Source organism: Actinomyces israelii, assembly GCF_030253495.1.
GTDB lineage: Bacteria > Actinomycetota > Actinomycetes > Actinomycetales > Actinomycetaceae > Actinomyces > Actinomyces israelii.
Genome location: NZ_CP124548.1, coordinates 1,932,044 through 1,951,445, shown reverse-complemented (window position 1 = coordinate 1,951,445; position 19,402 = coordinate 1,932,044). Strand labels below are relative to the sequence as shown.

Here is a 19,402-nt window from a genome sequence, read left to right as displayed (position 1 = left end):
CTCAGCCCCCCGCCGTGGGCGTCGGGCCGGGGCTGGAGCCGGCGCCGGGGCTGGCGGTCGCGCCGGGGCTGGCGGTCGCGCTGGAGCCGTAGCACTTGTCGGGATGCTCCTCGCAGTAGGCGTCGAACTTCTTCTTGTTCTCGTCCTGCTCCTCGTTGGTGGTGGCGAAGAGCGTCTCCCCGGTGTCGAGATTGACCGTGACGAAGTACAGCCAGTCGCCCCGCTCGGGGCTGATGACCGCCTTGATGGTCTCCTCGCCCGGGCTGCCGATCGGAGTCGGAGGCAGGCCCGCGTGGATGTAGGTGTTGTAGGGGTTGTTGCCGTCGGCGAGCTGATCGGCCGTCGGGATCCCTCCCGAGCGCCCCACGCCGTACAGGACGGTGGAGTCCATCTGGAGCAGGCCCCGGGTCGGCCCGTCGGTGTCTTTCAGACGGTTCTCAATGACTCGGGCGATCTTCGAGTAGTACTCCGAGGTGCCCTCGCGCTCCACGATCGAGGCCTTGATCAGCACGGCCTGGTAGTCGGCCTTCGACACGCCCAGATCCTGCAGCCGGCTGACCGTGGTCGACACCATCGAGGCGACGACATCCGTCACGGACGCGCCTCCCTCGATGTCGTAGGTGCCGGGCGCGAGCCATCCCTCGACCTCGCCGCCGGCGACATCGGGCAGCCCGATGGCGTCCTTGGCCTTGAAGGCCTCGTCCACCTGCGCCTCGGTGTAGTGGCCCACGCTTATGAGGCGGTCCTTGACCTGGGCCTTCGTGGCGCCCTCGGCGACGGTGAGCGTGTGGTCGGACTTCGACGTCGGGTCGAGCAGCAGGGCGACGGCATTGGCCCCCGACATGTGGTGGCGCAGCGTGTAGGTGCCCGGCTGGATGTTGATCGCGTTGGCGTTGTCGTCGTAGGCCTCCAGGAAGGCCCTGGCCGTCGCCACGACGTCGGCGTCCACGAGGATCTGGGCGATGTCCTTGCCCACGGCGCCGTCGGGAATGGTGACCGTCACCTCGTCCTCGCCGGCGCCCTCGTAGTCCTTGGGAGCGGTCACGAAGTTCTCGATTCCGGTGTGCTTGTAGGCCGCCCAGCCCACACCGCCGACGGCCGAGAGGACGAGCACCAGGACCAGGGCGGTGATCAGCCGGCGCTTGCGCTTCCTGCGGCGCCGGGCCCGCTCCTCCCGGCGCCGGGCGCGTGCCGCATCCAGGCGACGCCCCGTGATCCGCTTGGGCTCACGCGGCTCAATACCCAATTGGGTGAAGAAGTCGTCGTCCTGGCTCACTATCTGTCTCTCCGAGTCGGGGGGACGAGCTCGCCCGCCGGGGCGTTCGTCGTTCGCTCTGTATCAAGGGCCTGGTCGAGGATAACCACGGCCGCCGCTTGATCAACGACCTTCCGAAAGCTCGCCTCCGTTCGACCGGATTCGTGAAGCTCCCGGTGGGCCGTCACGGTGGACAAGCGCTCGTCCACCAGGCGCACGCTCGTCGGCGTCACAAGCTGGGCCAGCCCTCGCGCCCACCGACGGGCGTCCTCGGTGGAAGTCGATGAGCCACCATCCATGCGACGCGGCAGACCGACAACCGCCTCCATGGCATGGTACTCCTCGATCAGGTCGGCAGCCTCCTCAAGGTCGGCGCCGAAACGGTCACGCTTGAGTGTCGTCACCGGTACCGAGAGAATCGCCTGCTCGTCGCACCGGGCGACGCCGATTCGCACTCTGCCGACGTCGAAGGCCAGCCGAACTCCAGGACGCACGTCGCCTCGGTCTCAGGCGAGCTCGCCCGCGAGGGCCTCCAGGGCGGCGGCGATCCTGCGGGCGTCCTGCCCGCCGCCCTGGGCGACGTCGTCCTTCCCGCCGCCACCGCCGCCGAGAACGGCGGCCGCGGCGCGCACGAGCGCACCCGCCCTGGCCCCGGCGCTCCGGGCGGCGGCGTTGGTGGCGACCACCACGAGAGGGCGCTCTCCGGCCGTGCCCGCCACGGCGACGACGGCGGCCTCGGAGCCGGGCAGCCGGCCGCGCACGTCCAGGGCGAGGGCGCGCAGCGCGTCGGCCGAGCCGACGGTGCCGACGTCGGCGGCCACCAGGAGGTAGCCGCCTCTGCGAGCGGCCGAGGCCGCCAGCTCGCCCGCGCGCGAGGCCAGCGCGGCCTGCCGGGCGGCGGCGAGCTTCTTCTCCGCCTCCTTCAGGCGGCTCATGAGCGACTCCACGCGACCCGGCAGCTCCTCGGGCCGGCCTCCCACCAGGGCGGAGAGCTGGGAGACCAGCGCGTGCTCCTTGTGCTGGAAGTGGTAGGCCGAGTCGGCCACCAGGGCGTCGATGCGCCGCACGCCCGAGCCGATGGAGCCCTCGGAGAGCAGCGCGATCCGGCCGATGTGCCCGGTGGAGGGCACGTGGGTGCCGCCGCACAGCTCCTTGTCGAAGTTCTCCCCGATGGTGACCACGCGCACGTCCTTGCCGTACTTCTCGCCGAACAGGGCGATGGCGCCCTGGCGGCGCGCCTCCTCCAGCGGCATCACCTCGGTGGTCACCACGAGGTCCTCGGCGACCTTGTCGTTGACGAGGGACTCGATGTCGTCCATCTGGGCGCCGCTGACCGCTGAGGGGTGGCGGAAGTCGAAGCGCAGGCGGGCGGGCGAGTTCTCGGATCCGGCCTGGGGGGCGTCCGGGGCCACCACCCGGCGCAGGCCGGCGTAGACCATGTGGGTGGAGGTGTGGGCCCGGGCGATGGCCAGGCGGCGGACGGCGTCGATCTCGGCGTAGGCGCGCTCGCCGAGCGCCGCGGTGCCCTCGGTGAGGGTCCCGCGGTGGACGGACAGGCCGCGGACGGGGGCCTGGACGTCGCGGACCTCGATGACGCCGCCGTCGGCCAGGCGAATGGTGCCGTGGTCGGCGAGCTGGCCGCCCATCTCGGCGTAGAACGGGGTGCGGTCCAGGACGATCTCGACCTCGGCGGGGGCGGTGGCCGCGGGCGCGGGCGCGCCGTCGACGAGCAGGCCGGTGACCACGGCATCGGCCGCCAAGTCGGTGTAGCCCAGGAAGGTCGACGGGCCGCCCATGGCCTTCTGGATCTCGTGGAAGGCGCGCACGTCGGTCAGCCCGGTCTTCTTGGCGCGGGAATCAGCCCGGGCTCGCTCCCTCTGCCGCTCCATGAGGACGCGGAAGCCGTCCTCATCGACCTCGACGCCCTGCTCGGCGGCCATCTCCAGGGTCAGGTCGATCGGAAACCCGTAGGTGTCGTGCAGGGCGAAGGCGCGGTCGCCGGCCAGGACCGGCCGGCCGGGCCGGCTCTTGGCGTCGGCCACCGCCGTGTCCAGGATGGTGGTGCCCGCGGCCAGGGTGCGGCGGAAGGCGTCCTCCTCGGCGTAGGCGACCTCGGAGATGGTCGACCAGCCCGCCTCCAGCTCGGGGTAGGAGGCCTTCATGGCGTCCTTCGAGGCGGTCAGCAGGGTCGGCAGGGAGGCGGAGTCCACGCCCAGCAGGCGCATGGAGCGCACGGCGCGGCGGATGAGTCGGCGCAGCACATAGCCGCGCCCGTCGTTGCCCGGGCGCACGCCGTCGCCGATGAGCATGAGCGAGGAGCGCACGTGGTCGGCGACGACCCGCATGCGCACGTCGTCCATGTAGGCGCCGCGGGCGCTGTCCGACCCGTGCGGGCCGGCCGCGCCGAGCCCGTAGGTCCGCCCGGACATCTTCTGGACGGCCGCGATGACGGGGTAGACCTCGTCGATCTCGTACATGTTCGGCTTGTCCTGCATGATGAAGGCGAGGCGCTCCAGGCCGGCGCCGGTGTCGATCGCCGTGCGGTCGAGCTTGCCCACCAGCTCGAAGTCGTGGCCCTTGCCCTCACCGCGGACGAACTCGTCGAAGACCAGGTTCCAGATCTCCAGGAAGCGGTCGCCCTGCGCGTCGGCCTCCGGGCCGCCGTCGGGGCCGTAGGCGGGGCCGCGGTCGTAGTGGATCTCGCAGCAGGAGCCGGCCGGGCCCGGCTGGCCCGTGGACCAGGAGATCTCCTCGAACGGGAGCCTCTGGACGCGCTCGGCCGGGACGCCGATGACCCGGGTCCAGTGGTCGAGGGAGACCCGGTCCTCCTCCCAGATCGTCATCCACAGCCGGTCGCCGTCCAGGCCGTAGCCGCCGTCGTCCCTGGAGCCGGTCAGCAGGTTCCAGGCGTAGTCGATCGCCCCCTCCTTGAAGTAGTCGCCGAAGGAGAAGTTGCCGTTCATCTGGAAGAACGTGCCGTGGCGGGTGGTCTTGCCGACGTTGTCGATGTCGTTGGTGCGGATGCACTTCTGCACGCTGGCGGCGCGGGGCCACGGGGCGGGCTCGGTGCCCAGGATGTAGGGGATGAACGGGACCATGCCCGCCACGGTGAACAGGATCGAGGGCTCCGGGGAGACCAGGGGCACGGAGGGACGGATCTCGTGACCGTTCGCGGCGAAGTAGTCGAGCCAGCGGGTACGGATCTCAGAGGTGCGCATGGAGTTCCTCGCAGTATTTCTTCTGTTTCTTCAGTGTGTCGGGCGGCCGCCGCATCCGGCCGGCACGGGGGTGGAGCGGAACGGGAGAACCGGGGCGAGACTACCCCGGAATGCGGCGGCGCCCCGAACCGGCGGGCGGTCCGGGGCGTCCCGAGCGCCGGATCGGCGCTCGCTCACGGCTCGGTGGCGGCTCGTGGTCGGCTCAGCGCGAGTAATACTCGACGACCATCTGGACGTCACAGGTCACGGGGACCTCATCGCGCTTGGGCCGGCGCACGAGCGTGGCGGACAGCTTCTCCAGCTCGACCTTGAGGTAGTCCGGCACAGGCGGCAGGACGTCGCGGTGGGTGCCGGCGGCGGCGATCTGGAAGGGCGTCATGACCTGCGAGCGCGGGCGGACCTGGATGATCTGGCCGGGCTTGACGCGGAAGGACGGACGGTCCACGACCCTCCCGTCCACCAGGATGTGGCGGTGGACGACGTTCTGGCGGGCCTGGGCGATCGTGCGGGCGAAGCCCGAGCGCAGGACGAGGGCGTCCAGACGCATCTCGAGCAGCTCGACCAGGGACTCGCCCGTCAGGCCCTTCTCCCGGCGGGCCTCCTGGAAGACGCGCTGCAGCTGGGCCTCGCGGATGCCGTACTGGGCGCGCAGGCGCTGCTTCTCCTTCAGACGCACGGCGTAGTCGGACTCGGCGCGACGACGGGCACGGCCGTGCTCGCCGGGGCCGTAGGGGCGGCGCTCGAAGTAGCGCACGGCCTTGGGGGTCAGCGGGATGCCGAGGGCGCGCGACAGGCGCACCTGACGGCGGGAGCGGGAGGAGCTCATGGTTCGTCTTCCTGTCGGATCGGATCGCACGCCGCGAACGGGTGTCCGGGGCGCGGGGTCAGCCTGCACGGGCCGGGACCCCAGGACCGTCGCCGCGCACAGGCGCGCGACGGCAGCCCGGGTACTGTACCGGGCTGCCGACTCGGAACGCATCTCGCGGCGCTCGACTGTGATCCGATCCTCAGCCGGGGGCGCTCGTGCTCGGTGCCGCGGCCCGTGCGCGCCGGCGCGCACGCTCCTTGCGCAGCACGGCGACGACGACGCCGAGGAGGAACAGGTCGAACAGGACGGCTCCGGTCGTGGGGCTGATGCGGGCGGCCGCAGCGGCTCCGGCCGGGGCCGCGAGGGCCGCGCCGAGCCCGACGATCGCCCCGGCCCTCAGGTCCACGACGCCGTGCCTGAGACTGGTCCATGTCCCGGTCAGGGCGGTCGGGATCATGACGAGCAGCGAGGTGCCCCGGGCCAGGAGGTCGCCCACGCCGACGACCAGCTCGAGGCCGGGTACGATGACGCTGCCCCCGCCCACGCCGACGAGCCCCGACAGGAGCCCGGCGACCGCTCCGACGGCGATCAGGGCGGCGCAGCGCGGCGGGTCGAGGGCCAGCGCCGCCTCGCGCACGGGCGTGTGCAGCCGCATGGAGACGCCCACGGAGGCGGCGAAGCCGACGAAGATCCAGGGCAGCACCCGCTCGGGCAGGCGCCGCAGCGCCAGGACGCCGGCCTGCGCGCCGACGAGCGAGCCAACCACCAGCAGGCCCCCCGCAGCCGGGGAGATCTCCCCGCGCGCGCCGTAGGAGACCGAGCCGGCGACGGCGGTGAGCACGATGGCGGCCAGGGACGTGGCCGCCGCCCTGCGCTGATCCATGCCGAGCACGGCCATGAGCGCGGGGACGATGACCACTCCCCCGCCGACGCCGAACAGGCCGGACAGGAAGCCCGCGCCGACGCCGGTGGCCAGGACCAGGACCACTCGGCGCACGGCGGCCCCCGGTGCCGCCGGCGCGCTCACGGCTGGTCCAGGATGCGGCGCACGGCGGCCAGTCGGGAGGCGACCTGCTTCTCGAAGCCGTTGCCGGTCGGCTCGTAGTAGCGGCGCCCGGCCAGCTCGTCGGGCAGGTAGCGCTGGGCGACCACGCCGTGGGGGAAGTCGTGCGGGTACAGGTAGCCCCGCCCGTGCCCCAGACGCTCGGCACCCGCGTAGTGGGCGTCGCGCAGATGGGCGGGGACGCCGCCGCCCGCGCCGGCGCGCACATCCGCCAGGGCGCGCCCGATGCCGACCGTGACCGCGTTGGACTTCGGCGCCGTGGCCACCGCCAGGGCCGCCTCGGCCAGGACCAGCTGGGCCTCGGGCATGCCGATGAGGGCGACGGCCTGCTGGGCGGCGACCGCCGTCGGCAGCACGGCGGGGTCGGCCAGGCCCACGTCCTCGGCCGCGTGGATCGTGATGCGCCGCGCGATGTAGCGGGGGTCCTCCCCGGCGGCGATCATCCGCGCCAGGTAGTGGAGGGTGGCGTCGGGGTCGGAGCCGCGCATGGACTTGATGAAGGCGCTGACGACGTCGTAGTGCTGGTCCCCCGCCCGGTCGTAGCGCACGGCGACGACGTCGGCGGCGCGCTCGACGTCCTTAAGGGTCACGCGCGGCGGGGCCGGCTCGCCGTCGTCCCGATCGGCGTCGTCCTGCGGCTGCCGGGCCTGCGGGTTCTTCGCCAGGACCGCGCCGGCCGCGGCCTCCAAGATGGTCAGGGACTTGCGGGCGTCCGAGCCCGCCATGCGCACAATCTGCTCGCGGGCGTCGTCGTCGACGGCGAGAGCGCCGCCCAGCCCCCGCCCGTCGGCGACCGCCCGGTCCACCAGCGTACGGACCGCATCGGCGTCCAGGGGCTGGAGGGTCAGCAGCAGGGACCGGGACAGCAGCGGGGAGACCACGGAGAAGCTCGGGTTCTCGGTGGTGGCGGCCACAAGAGTGACCCAGCGGTTCTCGACGCCGGGCAGCAGGGCGTCCTGCTGGGAGCGCGAGAAGCGGTGGACCTCGTCGACGAACAGGACGGTCTCCTCGCCGCCGGCGGCCAGCCTGCGCCGGGCGTCGGCCACGACCTGGCGGATGTCCTTCACGCCCGCGCTCACCGCGGACAGCTCGACGAACCTCCGCCCGCTCCCCCGTGCGACGAGGTAGGCCAGGGTCGTCTTGCCGGTGCCCGGCGGCCCCCAAAGGATGACGCTGGACACTCCCGCGCCGCCGGTCCGGTCGGCGGGCGGGGCGACCAGGCGGCGCAGTGGCGAGCCCGGCGGGAGAAGATGGTCCTGGCCGACGACCTCGTCCAAGGTGCGCGGGCGCATGCGCACGGCCAGCGGCGCGCGGGCGTCCACCGGCAGGCCGGCGGCGTCGGTGTTCGCTGACTCGAAGAGGTCCATGCCCGGGACCCTAGACCCTTACGCAGGCTCGCAGCACCTCCTGGGCGCTGAAGGCCGGGCGGCCGGCGAGTCGCCGACCGCCACATGGCCCTCCGCGCGATGAGCGGCCGGCCGTCTGCGACAATGCCGTCATGCTCGTCTGGCTCTCCCGTCGCGTCGTCAAGGACGCCTGGTACGTCGTCGGTACATGGGCGGCGCTCGCCGTCATACTTCTCGCCGTCTCGCTGAGCGGCCTGGGCGGGACCGGGCTGTTCGACCGGCTCAAGGCGGGCGACTCATCGGTCTCGGGCACTCAGAGCGCCGAGGGCGAGCAGATCCTGCGCACCCTGGCCGGCGACTCGCAGACCGTGAGCCTGCTGGTCACCGGCGTCGACATCTCCAGCGCCGACGCCCAGAAGCAGGTCTCCTCCGCGCTCACCGAGGCGCACGCCGACCTGCGGGCGCTGGCCGGCGAGCAGAACGTCCTGGACCCCTTCGTCGTCCCCGGCATGCTCTCCCAGCCCGCGGCCCAGGCCCTGGCATCCACCGACCTGGACGGCTTCCTCATGATCGTGACCGTCAACCCCAACGGGGACAAGGTCGCCAGCGCCGACGACAAGGCCTACGCGGAGGAGGTCGCCGAGCTCGTGCGCAAGGTCGAGGCCCGGTTGAGGACGGTCCCCGACGACCTGCGCGACATCAGCCCCGAGGCGTCGGGCGTGGTCTCCGACAAGACGCTCATGTCGCAGGCGGTCAACGACCAGGTCGAGAAGGACCTGGTCCGCGGGGAGCTCATCTCCCTGCCCCTGGCGCTGCTGGTCATGGTGGTGGTCTTCGGCGGGTTCCTTCTCGCCGGCATGCCCCTGCTCGGCGCGCTGGCCTCGGTCGCCGGCTCCCTGGGCGTGCTCTACGCGCTCAGCTTCGCCACCGATCTGCAGTCCTTCGTCGTCAATATCACCTCGGTCATCGGCCTGGGCCTGTCCATCGACTACGGGCTGCTGCTGACCTCCCGCTACCGCGAGGAGCTGGCCCGCGGCCTGGATGACGAGATCGAGTCCTCGGCGGACGGGCGCCTGCGGCGCAGGCGCACCGGTCGGCGGGACCCGCTCATCGCCGAGTGCATGACGACGACGCTGACCACGGCGGGTCACACCGTGCTGTTCTCCGGGCTGACGGTGGCCGTGGCGCTGATGGGCCTGGTGCTCATGGGCACCTCCGTCCTGTGGTCCATCGGCGTGGCGGGCATGGCGGTCGTCCTGATCGCCGTCGCCGCGGCCCTGACTCTGGTGCCCGCCCTGCTGGTGCTGCTGGGGCGCCGTCTGCTGCGCCCCTCCGCGCCGCAGAGGCTCCTGAGGCTGGTCGCCCGCCGCCGGCCGGCGCGCAGCATCGACGCCGGTTCAGGGGCCTTCGCCTGGATCGCCCGCCAGGTCCACCGGATGCCCTGGGTGGTCCTGGTCGCCTGCATCGCCCTGCTGGTCGTCCTCGCCTCGCCGCTGCGCGGGGCGCACATGCTGACCTCCACCACCGAGCTCCTGCCTCCCGACTCCGACCAGCGCACGTACCTGACGACCCTGCGGGAGCACTACCCGGCGGCCGTCGAGGATGACGCCACGCTCATCGTCTACGGCACCGGCGAGCGGGTCACCTCCTACATCAATGACCAGGTCGCCTACGTGGACGGGGTCGTCCAGGTCAAGCCGACCATCGCCGGCAAGTACACCGTGGCCTATCTCGATCTGGAGGGCGAGGCGTCCTCGGTGACCGCCGAGCGCGCCGTCGCCGGCATTGAGGCCCTGGACGCGCCGGCCGACGCCTGGATCACGGGCCAGGCGGCCAGCCAGTACGACTTCCGGCAGGCCATCGTCCACGGGCTGCCGAAGGTGGTCGGCGTCCTGCTGCTGGCGTCCTTCGTGCTCCTGTTCCTCATGACCGGGTCCGTGCTCGTGCCGTTCAAGGCCCTGCTCATCAACACGATCTCGCTGGCGGCCTCGCTGGGGGTGCTGGTGTGGGTGTTCCAGGGCGGCCACCTCAGCGGGCTGCTCGGCTTCACCCCGATCGGCGGCGTCGAGACCTACGTGATGGTGACGGCCGTCGGCGTCGGGTTCGGCCTGGCGATGGACTACGAGGTCTTCATCCTGGCCCGTATCAAGGAGTACTGGGACGGCGGGGACGACAACGACACCGCGGTCGAGAGGGGCCTGCAGCGGTCGGGGCGCATCGTGACCTCGGCGGCCCTCATCATGGTGGTCGTCTTCCTCGGCTTCGTGGCGGGCGACCTGCTCATCGTCAAGGAGGTCGGCCTGGCCCTGGCGATCATGGTGGCGCTGGACGCCACCGTGGTGCGCCTGCTCCTGGTGCCCGCGACCATGAATCTGCTCGGACGCTGGAACTGGTGGGCGCCGGCCTTCCTGCGAGACGCCCGGGAGCGGTTCCTGGCATAGACGGCCGGCCCTGGATCGGCGCGCTGCCGGAGCGCCGATTCCGGGCCCCGGCAGCGCCTCGGTCACAGCAGGGCGATGTCCCCCGCTCCCTCTCGCACGACCTCGGGAACGTCACTGGTCAGGTCGACGACGGTGGTGGGCTCGGTGGAGCCCACGGGGCCCTCGATGACGACGTCGATGAGGTGGCCCAGGGCGTCCTCGATCTCCCACCCCGAGCTCTCCGGCTCCGTCCGGCCAGGCCGGATGAAGGTCGATGACAGGATGGGGGCGTCGAAACCGGCGACGAGCGCCTGGGTGATGGCGTGGTCGGGGATGCGCACGCCCAGCGTGTGCTTCTTCGGGTTGAGGGTCATCCGGGGCACGTCCTTGGTGCCCTTGAGGATGAAGGTCCACGGCCCGGGGGTCAGGCGCTTGATGAGGCGGAAGGCGTTGTTGCCCACGATCGCCACAGGGCCTGCCTGGGCGAAGCTCGCGCACACGAAGGTGAAGTTGTGCTTGTCGTTGAGCTGACGGATGGCGCGGATGCGGTCCAGCCCCTCCTTGTTCCCGGGGGCGCAGGCCAGGGCGTAGCCCGAGTCGGTGGGATAGGCGATCAGGCCGCCTTCGCGCAGCACGGTGACGACCTTGTCAACGAGGCGGGCCTGCGGGTCGACGGGATGGAGCTCTATGTATCGCGACATGGGCCTCATTGTGCTCCAGATCCTCTCGCCGCGGTAGCCGACAGGCGGAGCCGCCTCTCACGGGACGCGAGTCGCATGATTCCGACCACGGCTCCCGCGGATCCGCAAACTCATGAAAATGACTCGCATTTCAGGGCCGCATTACGTGTAACGATTCTCCACCTCTTCTCCATTAGCAGCTGAGAGGCATTTTCATGTTTGGCGCTCGGGCGAACCTCATCTTATTGTTCTGGAGAACAGGACCGCAGCCGCTCAGTGCTGCGCCGAGATAAGGAGACCCGTATGACCACCACGACCGAGCACCGTCCCGCCGAGGCCCACCGCCACACCCACGGCCCGAGCTGCGGTCACCTCGCCGTCATCCACAACGACCACGTCGACTACCTTCACAACGGCCACCTCCACCACGAGGACAACGGCCACTACGACGAGTGCGACACCTGCAGCTGCCCGCACTGCTCGGACTCCTGCGCGACCTGCACCTGCGAGGACTGCACCTGCCCCACCTGCAACCACAACGTCTGCTCCTGCGAGCACTGCGACGACTCCTGCTCCTCGTGCACCTGCGAGGACTGCACCTGCCCCACCTGCGCGCACGCGGCCTGAGGGGCGTCCCGGGCACCGCACGACCACGGCCCGACGCCCTCGGATCAGTCGCCTGATCCGAGGGCGGCCCGTTGCGTCCGCCGGTAGCCGGTGGGCGTCGTCCCGGTCTCGTCCTTGAAGCGCCGGTTGAAGCTCGCCAGGTTGGTGTAGCCGGAGAGGCCCGCGATACGGGCGACGGGCAGTTCGGTGCGCCGCAGCAGGTGGCACGCCCGGGCGATCCGCCGCCGGCGCACGAGGGCCGAGAAGGTGAGCCCCGCGGTGGCGCGGAAGAAGCGGGAGAAGGCGGAGGGGCTCATGGCGAGACGGGACGCCGCCTCCTCCATCGACAGCTCGTCGTCGAGGTTCTCCTCGATGTAGCTCAGGACCTTGTTGACGCGCTGGGCGATGACGTCGTTGAAGCTGGGGACGTAGCCCCTGGAGACGATCTGGCTCCACTCCCGCTCAGGGGCCCTCAGGAAGGCCTCGGCGAGGGCGAGGAGGACACCGAGCCGGCCGAGCCCCCGCTGACGCCCCATGGCGATGAGCAGCTCGGCCGCCTGCGCGGCGCTGGCCCCTGTCAGGACAATGCCGCGTCGCGACCTGTCCACAAGCGTTTCGAAGGCCGCCAGCTCGGGCAGAGTCTGCGCCGCCTCGGCAAGCCGCTCCGGCAGAACCTGGCACAGGACGTCTCGCCGCGCCAGGCTCTCCCCCGGCGCCAGGTCGGAGAGCCAGTTGTGGGGCAGATGCGGCCCCATGAGTGTGACCTGGCCGGGAGCGAAGTCGAGCGTGCGGTCACCGGCCATCATCTGTCCGTGCGAGGCGACAATGAGGTGGAACTCGATCTCGGGGTGGTGGTGCCAGCGGGCGAGCGGCGTCGGGTAGCCGTGCTGGAACCAGCGCACCGTCGAGCCGAGGTCGGGGACCACCACCTCCAGGTCGCCGACGCCGGCGTCGTCGGCGCCGGCGGGCGCAGCGAGCGAGGTTGTGCCCGGGCTCCCGGTGGAAACGGCCGCATGGCGGAGACGAGCCGAGGAGTATGTGCCGTTCATTCGCGCTCGTCCTCCTCGGCCCGTCCCGCCTGCTCAGCCGACGGTGATCTGGATCTTGACGTCGCCGGGTCGCCCCTCGGCGACGCGGTCGAAGGCGTCAACGGCGTGGTCCATGTCGAAGGTCTCCGTGATGAAGGGGGCGAGGCTGATCCTCCCGGCGGCGACGAGGTCGATCGCGCGCTGGTAGACGTTGGCGTAGCGGAACACGTTCTCAATGGTGGTCTCGCGCGCCTGCACCTCCGTGATGTCGATGGAGACCGGGTCGACGGGAATGCCGACGATGACGGTCCGGTTACCGGGCGCGCCGATCCGCCACAGGTCGGCGTAGGCACTCGGGTGGCCGGAGCACTCGAAGACGACGTCAGCCCCCCAGCCCGCGGTCTGCTCGTTCACGACGTCGAGCAGCCGGCGCTCGTGCAGGTCGACGGGCATGGCGCCCGGGATGCAGGAGGCGATCTGGAGCTTGACCGGGGAGACGTCGGAGATCATGACCCTGGAGGCGCCGCCGGCCAGGGCCGCGGAGGCCGTGAGCAGGCCGATCGTCCCGGCGCCCGAGACGGCCACCGTGTCGCCCGGCCGGATGCGCGCCTTCGTGGCGGCGTGCATGCCCACCGCCAGCGGCTCCATGAGGGCGCCCTCGGCGAAGGAGATGTGCTCGGGCAGGTGGTAGGTGAAGGCGGCCGGGTGGATGACCTCCTCGACCAGGCAGCCGTTCACCGGCGGAGTGGCCCAGAAGGAGACGGCGGGGTCGACGTTGTACGTGCCGGCGAGGGCGGCGCGTGAGCTGGTGTCGGGCACGCCGGGCTCCATGGCGACGCGGTCGCCGACGGCGAAGCCCTCGACGCCCTCGCCGACCTCGGCCACGATGCCGGATGCCTCGTGGCCGAGGATCATGGGTGCCTCGACGACGTAGCGCCCAAGGCGGCCATGGGTGTAGTAGTGGACGTCGGAGCCGCAGATGCCGACGGTGTGCGGGGCGATGCGCAGCTGTCCCGGCCCGCACACGAGGTCTCCGGGGACCTCGCGGACACTGATCTCGTGCTGCTTCTCAAGGACGACGGCCTTCATGATTCTACTCCTCGGTGAGTGGTGATCGGTGCGGGGTTAGTGATGCGGTGGGAGACCGGTGGAGTCGGAACCGGCCTCAGGCTATAGCCTCGACGAGAACGCGGGCCGGTGTCTGTGCGGCCGGCGCGGAGGCGTCCGCGGTCCGCGGGCGACGGCCGCGCTCGTCGAAGCCCGGCTGGGACGGGCGGATCCAGATGGTGATGAGGGATCCGGCGAGGTAGAGGGCGGCATAGGTCCAGCACACGCCGCCGACTCCGATGAACGGCAGGAGCAGGGTGACCAGCCCCGGCCCGGCGAAGGTCGTCAGGCCCGAGGCGAGGTTGTTGATCGAGATGGCCGCGCCCTGCTCCTTGGGTGCAAGAGCCGGGAAGACAGCGCCCATCGGCACGAAGGCGGTCACACCCATGCCGAGCAGAACGGCGGCTATGGCCAGGGCGACGACGTTCGAGCCGAGCACCCGGGGCACGTAGTAGAAGGCGAGAGAGGCGGCCGCGCAGAACCAGCACCCGTACCAGCGCATCTGTCGCATCCAGCCGAAGCGGTCCCCGATCCATCCCCAGAAGAGATTGCCGAAGACGGTGACGGCGAACTGGATGCCCCAGATCGTCATCCACTGGCTCATGGTGAACCAGCCATCCCCGTAGGCCGTGTCGGTGAGATAGAGCGGCATAATGACGGGAAAGCCGTAGAGGCTGAGATTGCAGATGACGCGGACGACGGCGGTGAGGGCGATCTGCCGGTTGCGGCCGAGGATGGTGACGCCCGCGGAGAGCTCGACGAGCGTGTCGTGAAGCCCCTGAGTCTTCCGCCGGAGCTCTCCCCTGGCGACGAGGAGCAGGCAGATGATCGCGCCGGTGAAGGTCCAGGCGAGCGAGAACCACAGCGTGCGATACTCGCCGACGGCCGGGACGGTGCGCGCAGGGATCCAGGAGCCGAGGCATCCCACGCCGACGGAGTAGGCCGTCCAGAACCAGCCCATGGAGGAGGCCCGGGTGGCCGCCGGGATCTTCTGGGTGATGTGGACGACGAAGGAGTAGATGAACAGCGGGTAGGCGAGCCCGCGGATGGCGTAGACGAGGAGGATGACCGGGTAGGAGCCGCTCGGGATGGCGACGACCAGGAAGAGCAGGTGAACCACGATCCACAGGCCCGCCCCGATGAGCATAATGCGGCGGACGCCGAAGGTCTCGGCAAGGACGCCCGAGGCCCAGCCCGCCAGGGCCGCCATGAGCCCGTAGGCGGTGATGACGCTGGACGCCTGGGCGGCCGCAAGGCCGAGGGAAACGAGGTACTTGGACAGGAAGGTCAGCTCGAAGCCGTCACCGGCCATGAAGACCGCGATGGCGACGAGTCCTGCGACGAGGATTCTGGGTGGTGCAAGGCGCTGCATCAGTCACTCCGTTGTGCTCGGTCGCGGCCCGTTCCGCGACACCTCAACAGTGCCGCGACGGCCTTCAGCAGACGACGGGTGCGCGTGCCCGGTGCTGGTACTTTTTTGCGCCGTCGCCCGCCGCGGCCCCGGGGAGTCCCTTGTCACCGGTCTTCTGAGACATCACGCCCCCGAGGAGCCCCTCACCACCAGATCGGGGGCCAGCACGCTCGTCGTCGGCTCGCCGTCGGGATCCTCCAGCCGGGCGCAGGCGGCCTCCACGCCCCGGCGCCCGAGCTCGTGGGCGTGCTGATCGGCGCTGGTGAGATCCATGCGCCTGCCCGCGGAAGTGCGCAGGTTGTCGTAGCCGGTGACGGCGACGTCGCCGGGCACGGCCAGCCCGAGGGAGTCGACGACGTCGAGGACCGTGTAGGCGGCGATGTCGTTGTGCGCCATGACGGCGGTGGGCCGCTCCCCCGCCGGGCGCCCCAGCAGCTCGCGCGTGGCGCGTGCGACCGCATCGGCGTCGTACCCGATGGCGACGACCTCGGGGGCCAGGCCCGCCGCGCGCATGGCCCCCTCGTGGCCGAGGACGCGGTCCGAGGGGCTCCAGGTCGGGCCGAGCATGGCGATGCGCTCGTGCCCCAGGGACAGCAGGTGCTCGGTGAGCATGCGCCCGCCCGCCCAGTCGTCGCCGACCACCGAGTCCAGACCGTCGACCCGGCGGGTGAGGGAGACCGCGGGCACGGAGCCGCTCATCTCACGCAGGCGGTCGCCGGGCATGGCGGCGGAGATGAGCAGGACGGCGTCGACCCTGGCGGCGTGGAGCTCCCGCATGGTCCGCTCGTCGCGCTCGCCGCTGGGGTCCGAGACGCCCGTGACCAGGCCGATGCCGCGCGAGTCGGCCTCGGCCTGGATGCCGTCGAAGACGTCGGCCGTCAGGGCGTTGCGCATGTCGAATATGAAGACGCCGAAGGTCCGCGTCGACATCGACGCCAGGCGTGCGGCAATGAGGTTGTGGCGGTAGCCGATGCGCTCGGCGGCCTCCAGCACCCTGGCCCGGGTCCGCTCGGAGGCCCCGGGAGCCCGCCGGAAGACGATGGAGACGAGCGCCCGGGACACGCCGCACTCGCGCGCGACGTCCTCCATGGTCGGTTGCCTGCCCACGCCGCGCTCCTCGGTCCGCCGGATGGCGGCGCCGTCGGGCCCCTGGTGGCCGGAGCACCCGACGGCGTCGCCGCTCACGGCGATCCTAAGGCCTCGGCGCCCGCCTCACGACCCGGGCCCGCCGGCCGCCCGCGGCGCGGGCTCACAGCAGGCCGACCCTGGCGAAGTGGTCCCTGATCTTCTTCAGCTCCCCGGGGCCGTCGGCGTCGAAGCTCTCCGCCCAGGAGAAGACCGCGCAGGTGGCGATGCCGTCGAAGCCGATGTCGGCCAGGCACTGGAAGAAGTCGTCCCAGTCGACCTCGCCCAGCCCCGCGTCGATCGGGTTGTGCTGGTGGACGCGGGCGGGGTTGCCGGGCGGGTTGGAGATGTAGCGCCCGCCGCCCGAGGCACGGTGGTCGAAGGAGTCGGCGATGTGGACGTGGCGCAGGTCCTTGCCCGCGTACTCCATGATCTCGCGCATGTTGCCGCCCTGGTGGAAGGTGTGGGTGGCGCAGTAGAGGAAGCCGACGTTCCTGGAGTTGATGGCGCGGACCATGTCGACCCCGCGGATGCCGTCCTCGATGAAGTCGTCGGGGTGCGGCTCGATATTGAGTAGGATCCCCTCCTTCTCAATGCGGGGGATAATGACGTCCATCGACTTCCAGAACTGGGCCTCGGAGCGCTCGGGCTGCTCGGGACGCCCCGAGAACTCGGAGTTCATCTGGTTGCAGCCGAGCTCGAGGGTGATGTCGATGGCCCGGTTCCAGTAGCGCACCGCGGCCTGGCGCTCGTCCTCGTCCGGGGAGGACCAGCGGTACAGCGGCAGGCAGGAGGCGAGCTCGAGGCCGTAGTCCCTCAGGAGCCTCTTGGCCCGCTGGACCTGCTCGTCGTTGGCGGTGGGATGGGTGTAGTAGGGCCAGAAGTCGTCGCGCTGGGAGAACTCGACGTACGTGAAGCCGGTCTCCGCGGTACGGCGGAAGTAGTTCTCGAGGGTGTCCCCGCGGATCTCGAAGGGATCCATTGCGATCTTCATTGTCGGTGCCTTTCTTGATCTCGTCTTGATCTCGGTGCTGCTTGTCGGAGGGGTGGTGATCGGGTCGGTGGCGGTTCCGGCGCGCGGGCGGCTCGAAGCCGATGCCCGCGAGATCGGCGGCCTTCCTGAGCGAGTCGGCGGCGTAGGCGAGGCCCTCGATGCGGCCCATGTGCGGGTCCTCGTGCTCGATGTTGACGGCGACGGAGGGGTTGACGTCGTTCAGGGCGGACAGCCACCGGCCCCAGAACGCCGTGTCGTGCCCGCGGCCGACGGCGACGAACTCGTAGCTGGGGTCGAGCGGGTAGTCGTTGGCGCTGTAGCGGCCGGTGAAGGCGACCCTGTCCGGGCCCTCGGCACGGCGCCACAGGTTGTTGAGGAAGCCGTTCCTGCGCAGGTTCTCCTCGTAGATCCTCGTGTCCTTGGCCGCGGAGATGAAGACGCGGTCGCCGAAGCGGCGGATGGTCTCGATCGGGTCGATGCCCTGCCAGAACAGGTGGGAGGGGTCCATCTCCATGCCGAGGCAGTCCGCGCCCGTGGCGTCGATGAGCCGCTCGAGGGTGGCGGGGTTGTAGACGAGCTGGTGCGGGTGCATCTCCATGGCCAGCCTGACCCCCTTGTCGCCGGCGAGGGCGGCGGCCCTCCTCCAGTAGGGCACGGCCAGGCCCCACTGGTAGTCCAGGACGTCGAGGTAGACCGAGTCCCAGGGCGAGACGACCCAGGAGGGGACGGTTGCGCCGGGCTCGGCGCCGGGGTTGCCGGACTGGACGACGACGGTCGCCACGCCCAGCATCGAGGCGAGCTCGATCGCGTCGTCGATGTCGCGCTTGTGGCGCTCCCCCACCTCGGGGTCGGGGTGCAGCGGGTTGGCGTTGCAGTTCAGGGCCGTCAGGCTCATGCCCTCGCGGGCGAGTCGGCCCATGAGCTCGTCGCGGGCGTGCTGGGAGACCAGGAGGGCTGAGACGTGGATGTGGTAGTCGCGGAAGAAGCCGCCGGAGTTGAGCTCCAGGCTGGTCAGGCCCTGCTCATGGGCGACGTCGATGACGCCGTCGAGGTCGCGGTCGTGAAGGCAGGAGGTGAACAGGCCGAGCTTCATGGTGCTGCTCCTTGGATGTCTTGGATGTCGTTGGGCGGTCAGGCCCGGGCGACGACGACGGGGCGCCGCTCGGAGGCAGAGGCGAGGGCGGCGTCGACGACGCGCATGGTGCGGGCGGCGGCCTTGAAGGAGGTGTCCATCGGCTCTCCGGCGACGACGGCCCGCAGGAGCTCCTGCATCTGGGCGACGAAGGCCTCGCCGTAGCCCGTGGCGTTGCCGCGGGCGGCCATGGGCATGGTGTCGGTGAAGTAGCGGGCGGAGGGCCCCGGGATAATGGTGCGAGGGGCGTCCGTTCCGGGCTCGCCCAGATCCTTCTGGTAGAGGATCCACTCGTTGGGGCGGTTGAAGGCGTAGCGGACGTGGCCGGTCGAGCCGAAGACCTCCAGGCCGAGCTCAATGGGGCAGCCCGCCCCGACGCGGCTCGACAGGATGGAGGCGAGCGCCCCGCCGGCGAAGCGCAGGGAGATAAGCGCGGTGTCGTCGTTGGTGACCTCGTGCGTCTGGCCGTCCTCGCCGGGGCGGCGGGTGATGGTCGTGTCGAGGGTGCAGGCCAGGACCTCGCCGACGTCCCCGAGCACGTACTCCAGGGCGTCAATGGTGTGGGTGGCCATGTCCAGGATGGTGCCGCCTCCGGAGGCCTCCCGGTCGAAGCGCCAGGCCATGGGGCTGGAGGGGTCGAGGGCGTAGTCGGAGAAGAAGTGGGCGCGGGCGAAGTACGGGGTGCCGATGGCGCCGTCCCTCACAGCGTCCCGCAGCTGGGCGACCGCGGGAAGGCGGCGGTAGGAGAAGCCGACGGCGGCGACGGACTCGGTCCGGTCGGCGATCTCGACCAGCTCGGCGGCCTCGGCGCCGGAGCGTCCGAGCGGCTTCTCGCCCAGGACGTGCTTACCCGCCCTGAGCAGGGAGCCGAGGACGGGGACGGACAGGAAGCTGGGCAGCGCGACCGAGACGACCTCGATCTCGGGGTTGTCCAGGATCTCGGAGACGTCGGCGGCGGTGCGGGCGAATCCGTAGCGGCGGGCGACGGTCTCTGCCAGGGCGGTGTCGGGGTCGACGACGGTGTCGAGGACGACCTCAACGCCGGCGAGAGCATCGGCCATGCCGGCGTTGCGGAAGCCGAAGGCGTGCGCCTGACCGGCTGGGCCGGCCCCGACGACGGCGACGCGAATGGTGCGCGCGCTCTTGACGTTCATTATGGTGTCACTTCTTCGTGGGCGGGTGGTGGTCTCTTGCTCATCGGCGGGCGCC

At 71.1% G+C, this 19,402-nt stretch carries 15 protein-coding genes and 1 pseudogene; 2 read left to right on the top strand and 14 right to left on the bottom strand.

The genetic code is table 11. The features are described 5' to 3' along the window. Position 1: 1 nt before the first annotated feature. The 6 genes from mltG to AIF0345_RS07995 all read right to left on the bottom strand — a co-directional run bounded on the left by mltG (position 2) and on the right by AIF0345_RS07995 (position 7,711). Entirely contained in the window at positions 2 to 1,276 is a 1,275-nt protein-coding gene (mltG, locus tag AIF0345_RS08020) for an endolytic transglycosylase MltG (RefSeq protein WP_268916746.1), read from the bottom strand. Then, positions 1,276 to 1,749, bottom strand: a complete 474-nt coding sequence (gene ruvX / locus AIF0345_RS08015) for a Holliday junction resolvase RuvX (RefSeq protein ID WP_043559662.1) — start codon at positions 1,747 to 1,749, stop codon at positions 1,276 to 1,278. The genes mltG and ruvX overlap by 1 nt, the downstream gene beginning before the upstream one ends. Before the next feature lie 12 nt (positions 1,750 to 1,761). Continuing rightward, the gene (gene alaS, locus AIF0345_RS08010) at positions 1,762 to 4,473 is read right to left on the bottom strand and encodes an alanine--tRNA ligase (protein WP_285297850.1); all 2,712 of its coding nucleotides are present in this window, start codon (positions 4,471 to 4,473) and stop codon (positions 1,762 to 1,764) included. Between the two features lie 202 nt (positions 4,474 to 4,675). Next, positions 4,676 to 5,299 (bottom strand): 30S ribosomal protein S4, encoded by a 624-nt coding sequence (gene rpsD / locus AIF0345_RS08005; RefSeq protein ID WP_043559669.1) that lies wholly within the window; start codon positions 5,297 to 5,299, stop codon positions 4,676 to 4,678. Between the two features lie 181 nt (positions 5,300 to 5,480). Beyond that, positions 5,481 to 6,308: a sulfite exporter TauE/SafE family protein gene (locus tag AIF0345_RS08000; protein ID WP_268916748.1), complete on the bottom strand. Its 828-nt coding sequence runs from the start codon at positions 6,306 to 6,308 to the stop codon at positions 5,481 to 5,483. Then, a complete protein-coding gene (locus AIF0345_RS07995; protein WP_043559676.1) occupies positions 6,305 to 7,711 on the bottom strand; it encodes a replication-associated recombination protein A in 1,407 nt (468 codons plus the stop codon). The genes AIF0345_RS08000 and AIF0345_RS07995 overlap by 4 nt, the downstream gene beginning before the upstream one ends. Before the next feature lie 131 nt (positions 7,712 to 7,842). Here AIF0345_RS07995 and AIF0345_RS07990 point away from each other — a divergent pair, with 131 nt between their 5' ends. Then, a complete protein-coding gene (locus tag AIF0345_RS07990; RefSeq protein WP_268916750.1) occupies positions 7,843 to 10,131 on the top strand; it encodes an MMPL family transporter in 2,289 nt (762 codons plus the stop codon). A gap of 62 nt (positions 10,132 to 10,193) precedes the next feature. On the opposite strand, the gene AIF0345_RS07985 is transcribed toward AIF0345_RS07990, so the two are convergent. Beyond that, entirely contained in the window at positions 10,194 to 10,811 is a 618-nt protein-coding gene (locus tag AIF0345_RS07985; protein ID WP_043559682.1) for an L-threonylcarbamoyladenylate synthase, read from the bottom strand. Positions 10,812 to 11,093: 282 nt separating this feature from the next. On the opposite strand from AIF0345_RS07985, the gene AIF0345_RS07980 reads away from it, so the two are divergent. Further along, positions 11,094 to 11,417: a hypothetical protein gene (locus tag AIF0345_RS07980; protein WP_043559685.1), complete on the top strand. Its 324-nt coding sequence runs from the start codon at positions 11,094 to 11,096 to the stop codon at positions 11,415 to 11,417. 44 nt (positions 11,418 to 11,461) lie between these two features. Here AIF0345_RS07980 and AIF0345_RS07975 read toward each other — a convergent pair whose 3' ends face one another. The 7 genes and pseudogenes from AIF0345_RS07975 to AIF0345_RS07945 all read right to left on the bottom strand — a co-directional run bounded on the left by AIF0345_RS07975 (position 11,462) and on the right by AIF0345_RS07945 (position 19,347). Further along, positions 11,462 to 12,445, bottom strand: a complete 984-nt coding sequence (locus AIF0345_RS07975; protein WP_285297849.1) for an AraC family transcriptional regulator — start codon at positions 12,443 to 12,445, stop codon at positions 11,462 to 11,464. A 33-nt stretch (positions 12,446 to 12,478) separates the two neighbouring features. Next, on the bottom strand, positions 12,479 to 13,513 hold the full coding sequence (locus tag AIF0345_RS07970; RefSeq protein ID WP_268916752.1) for an NAD(P)-dependent alcohol dehydrogenase: 1,035 nt from the start codon (positions 13,511 to 13,513) through the stop codon (positions 12,479 to 12,481). A 76-nt stretch (positions 13,514 to 13,589) separates the two neighbouring features. Next, complete coding sequence (locus tag AIF0345_RS07965) at positions 13,590 to 14,903, bottom strand: MFS transporter (RefSeq protein WP_285297848.1); 1,314 nt, start codon at positions 14,901 to 14,903, stop codon at positions 13,590 to 13,592. A 162-nt stretch (positions 14,904 to 15,065) separates the two neighbouring features. Further along, positions 15,066 to 16,127, bottom strand: coding sequence for a LacI family DNA-binding transcriptional regulator (locus tag AIF0345_RS07960; RefSeq protein ID WP_285297847.1), 1,062 nt, complete (start codon positions 16,125 to 16,127; stop codon positions 15,066 to 15,068). A 64-nt stretch (positions 16,128 to 16,191) separates the two neighbouring features. After that, positions 16,192 to 17,049 (bottom strand): sugar phosphate isomerase/epimerase family protein, encoded by an 858-nt coding sequence (locus tag AIF0345_RS07955; RefSeq protein WP_268916755.1) that lies wholly within the window; start codon positions 17,047 to 17,049, stop codon positions 16,192 to 16,194. A gap of 145 nt (positions 17,050 to 17,194) precedes the next feature. Then, positions 17,195 to 18,154, bottom strand: a pseudogene (locus AIF0345_RS07950) (sugar phosphate isomerase/epimerase family protein); the annotation flags it as partial. A 38-nt stretch (positions 18,155 to 18,192) separates the two neighbouring features. Further along, entirely contained in the window at positions 18,193 to 19,347 is a 1,155-nt protein-coding gene (locus AIF0345_RS07945; RefSeq protein WP_268916756.1) for a Gfo/Idh/MocA family protein, read from the bottom strand. Positions 19,348 to 19,402 lie beyond the last annotated feature (55 nt).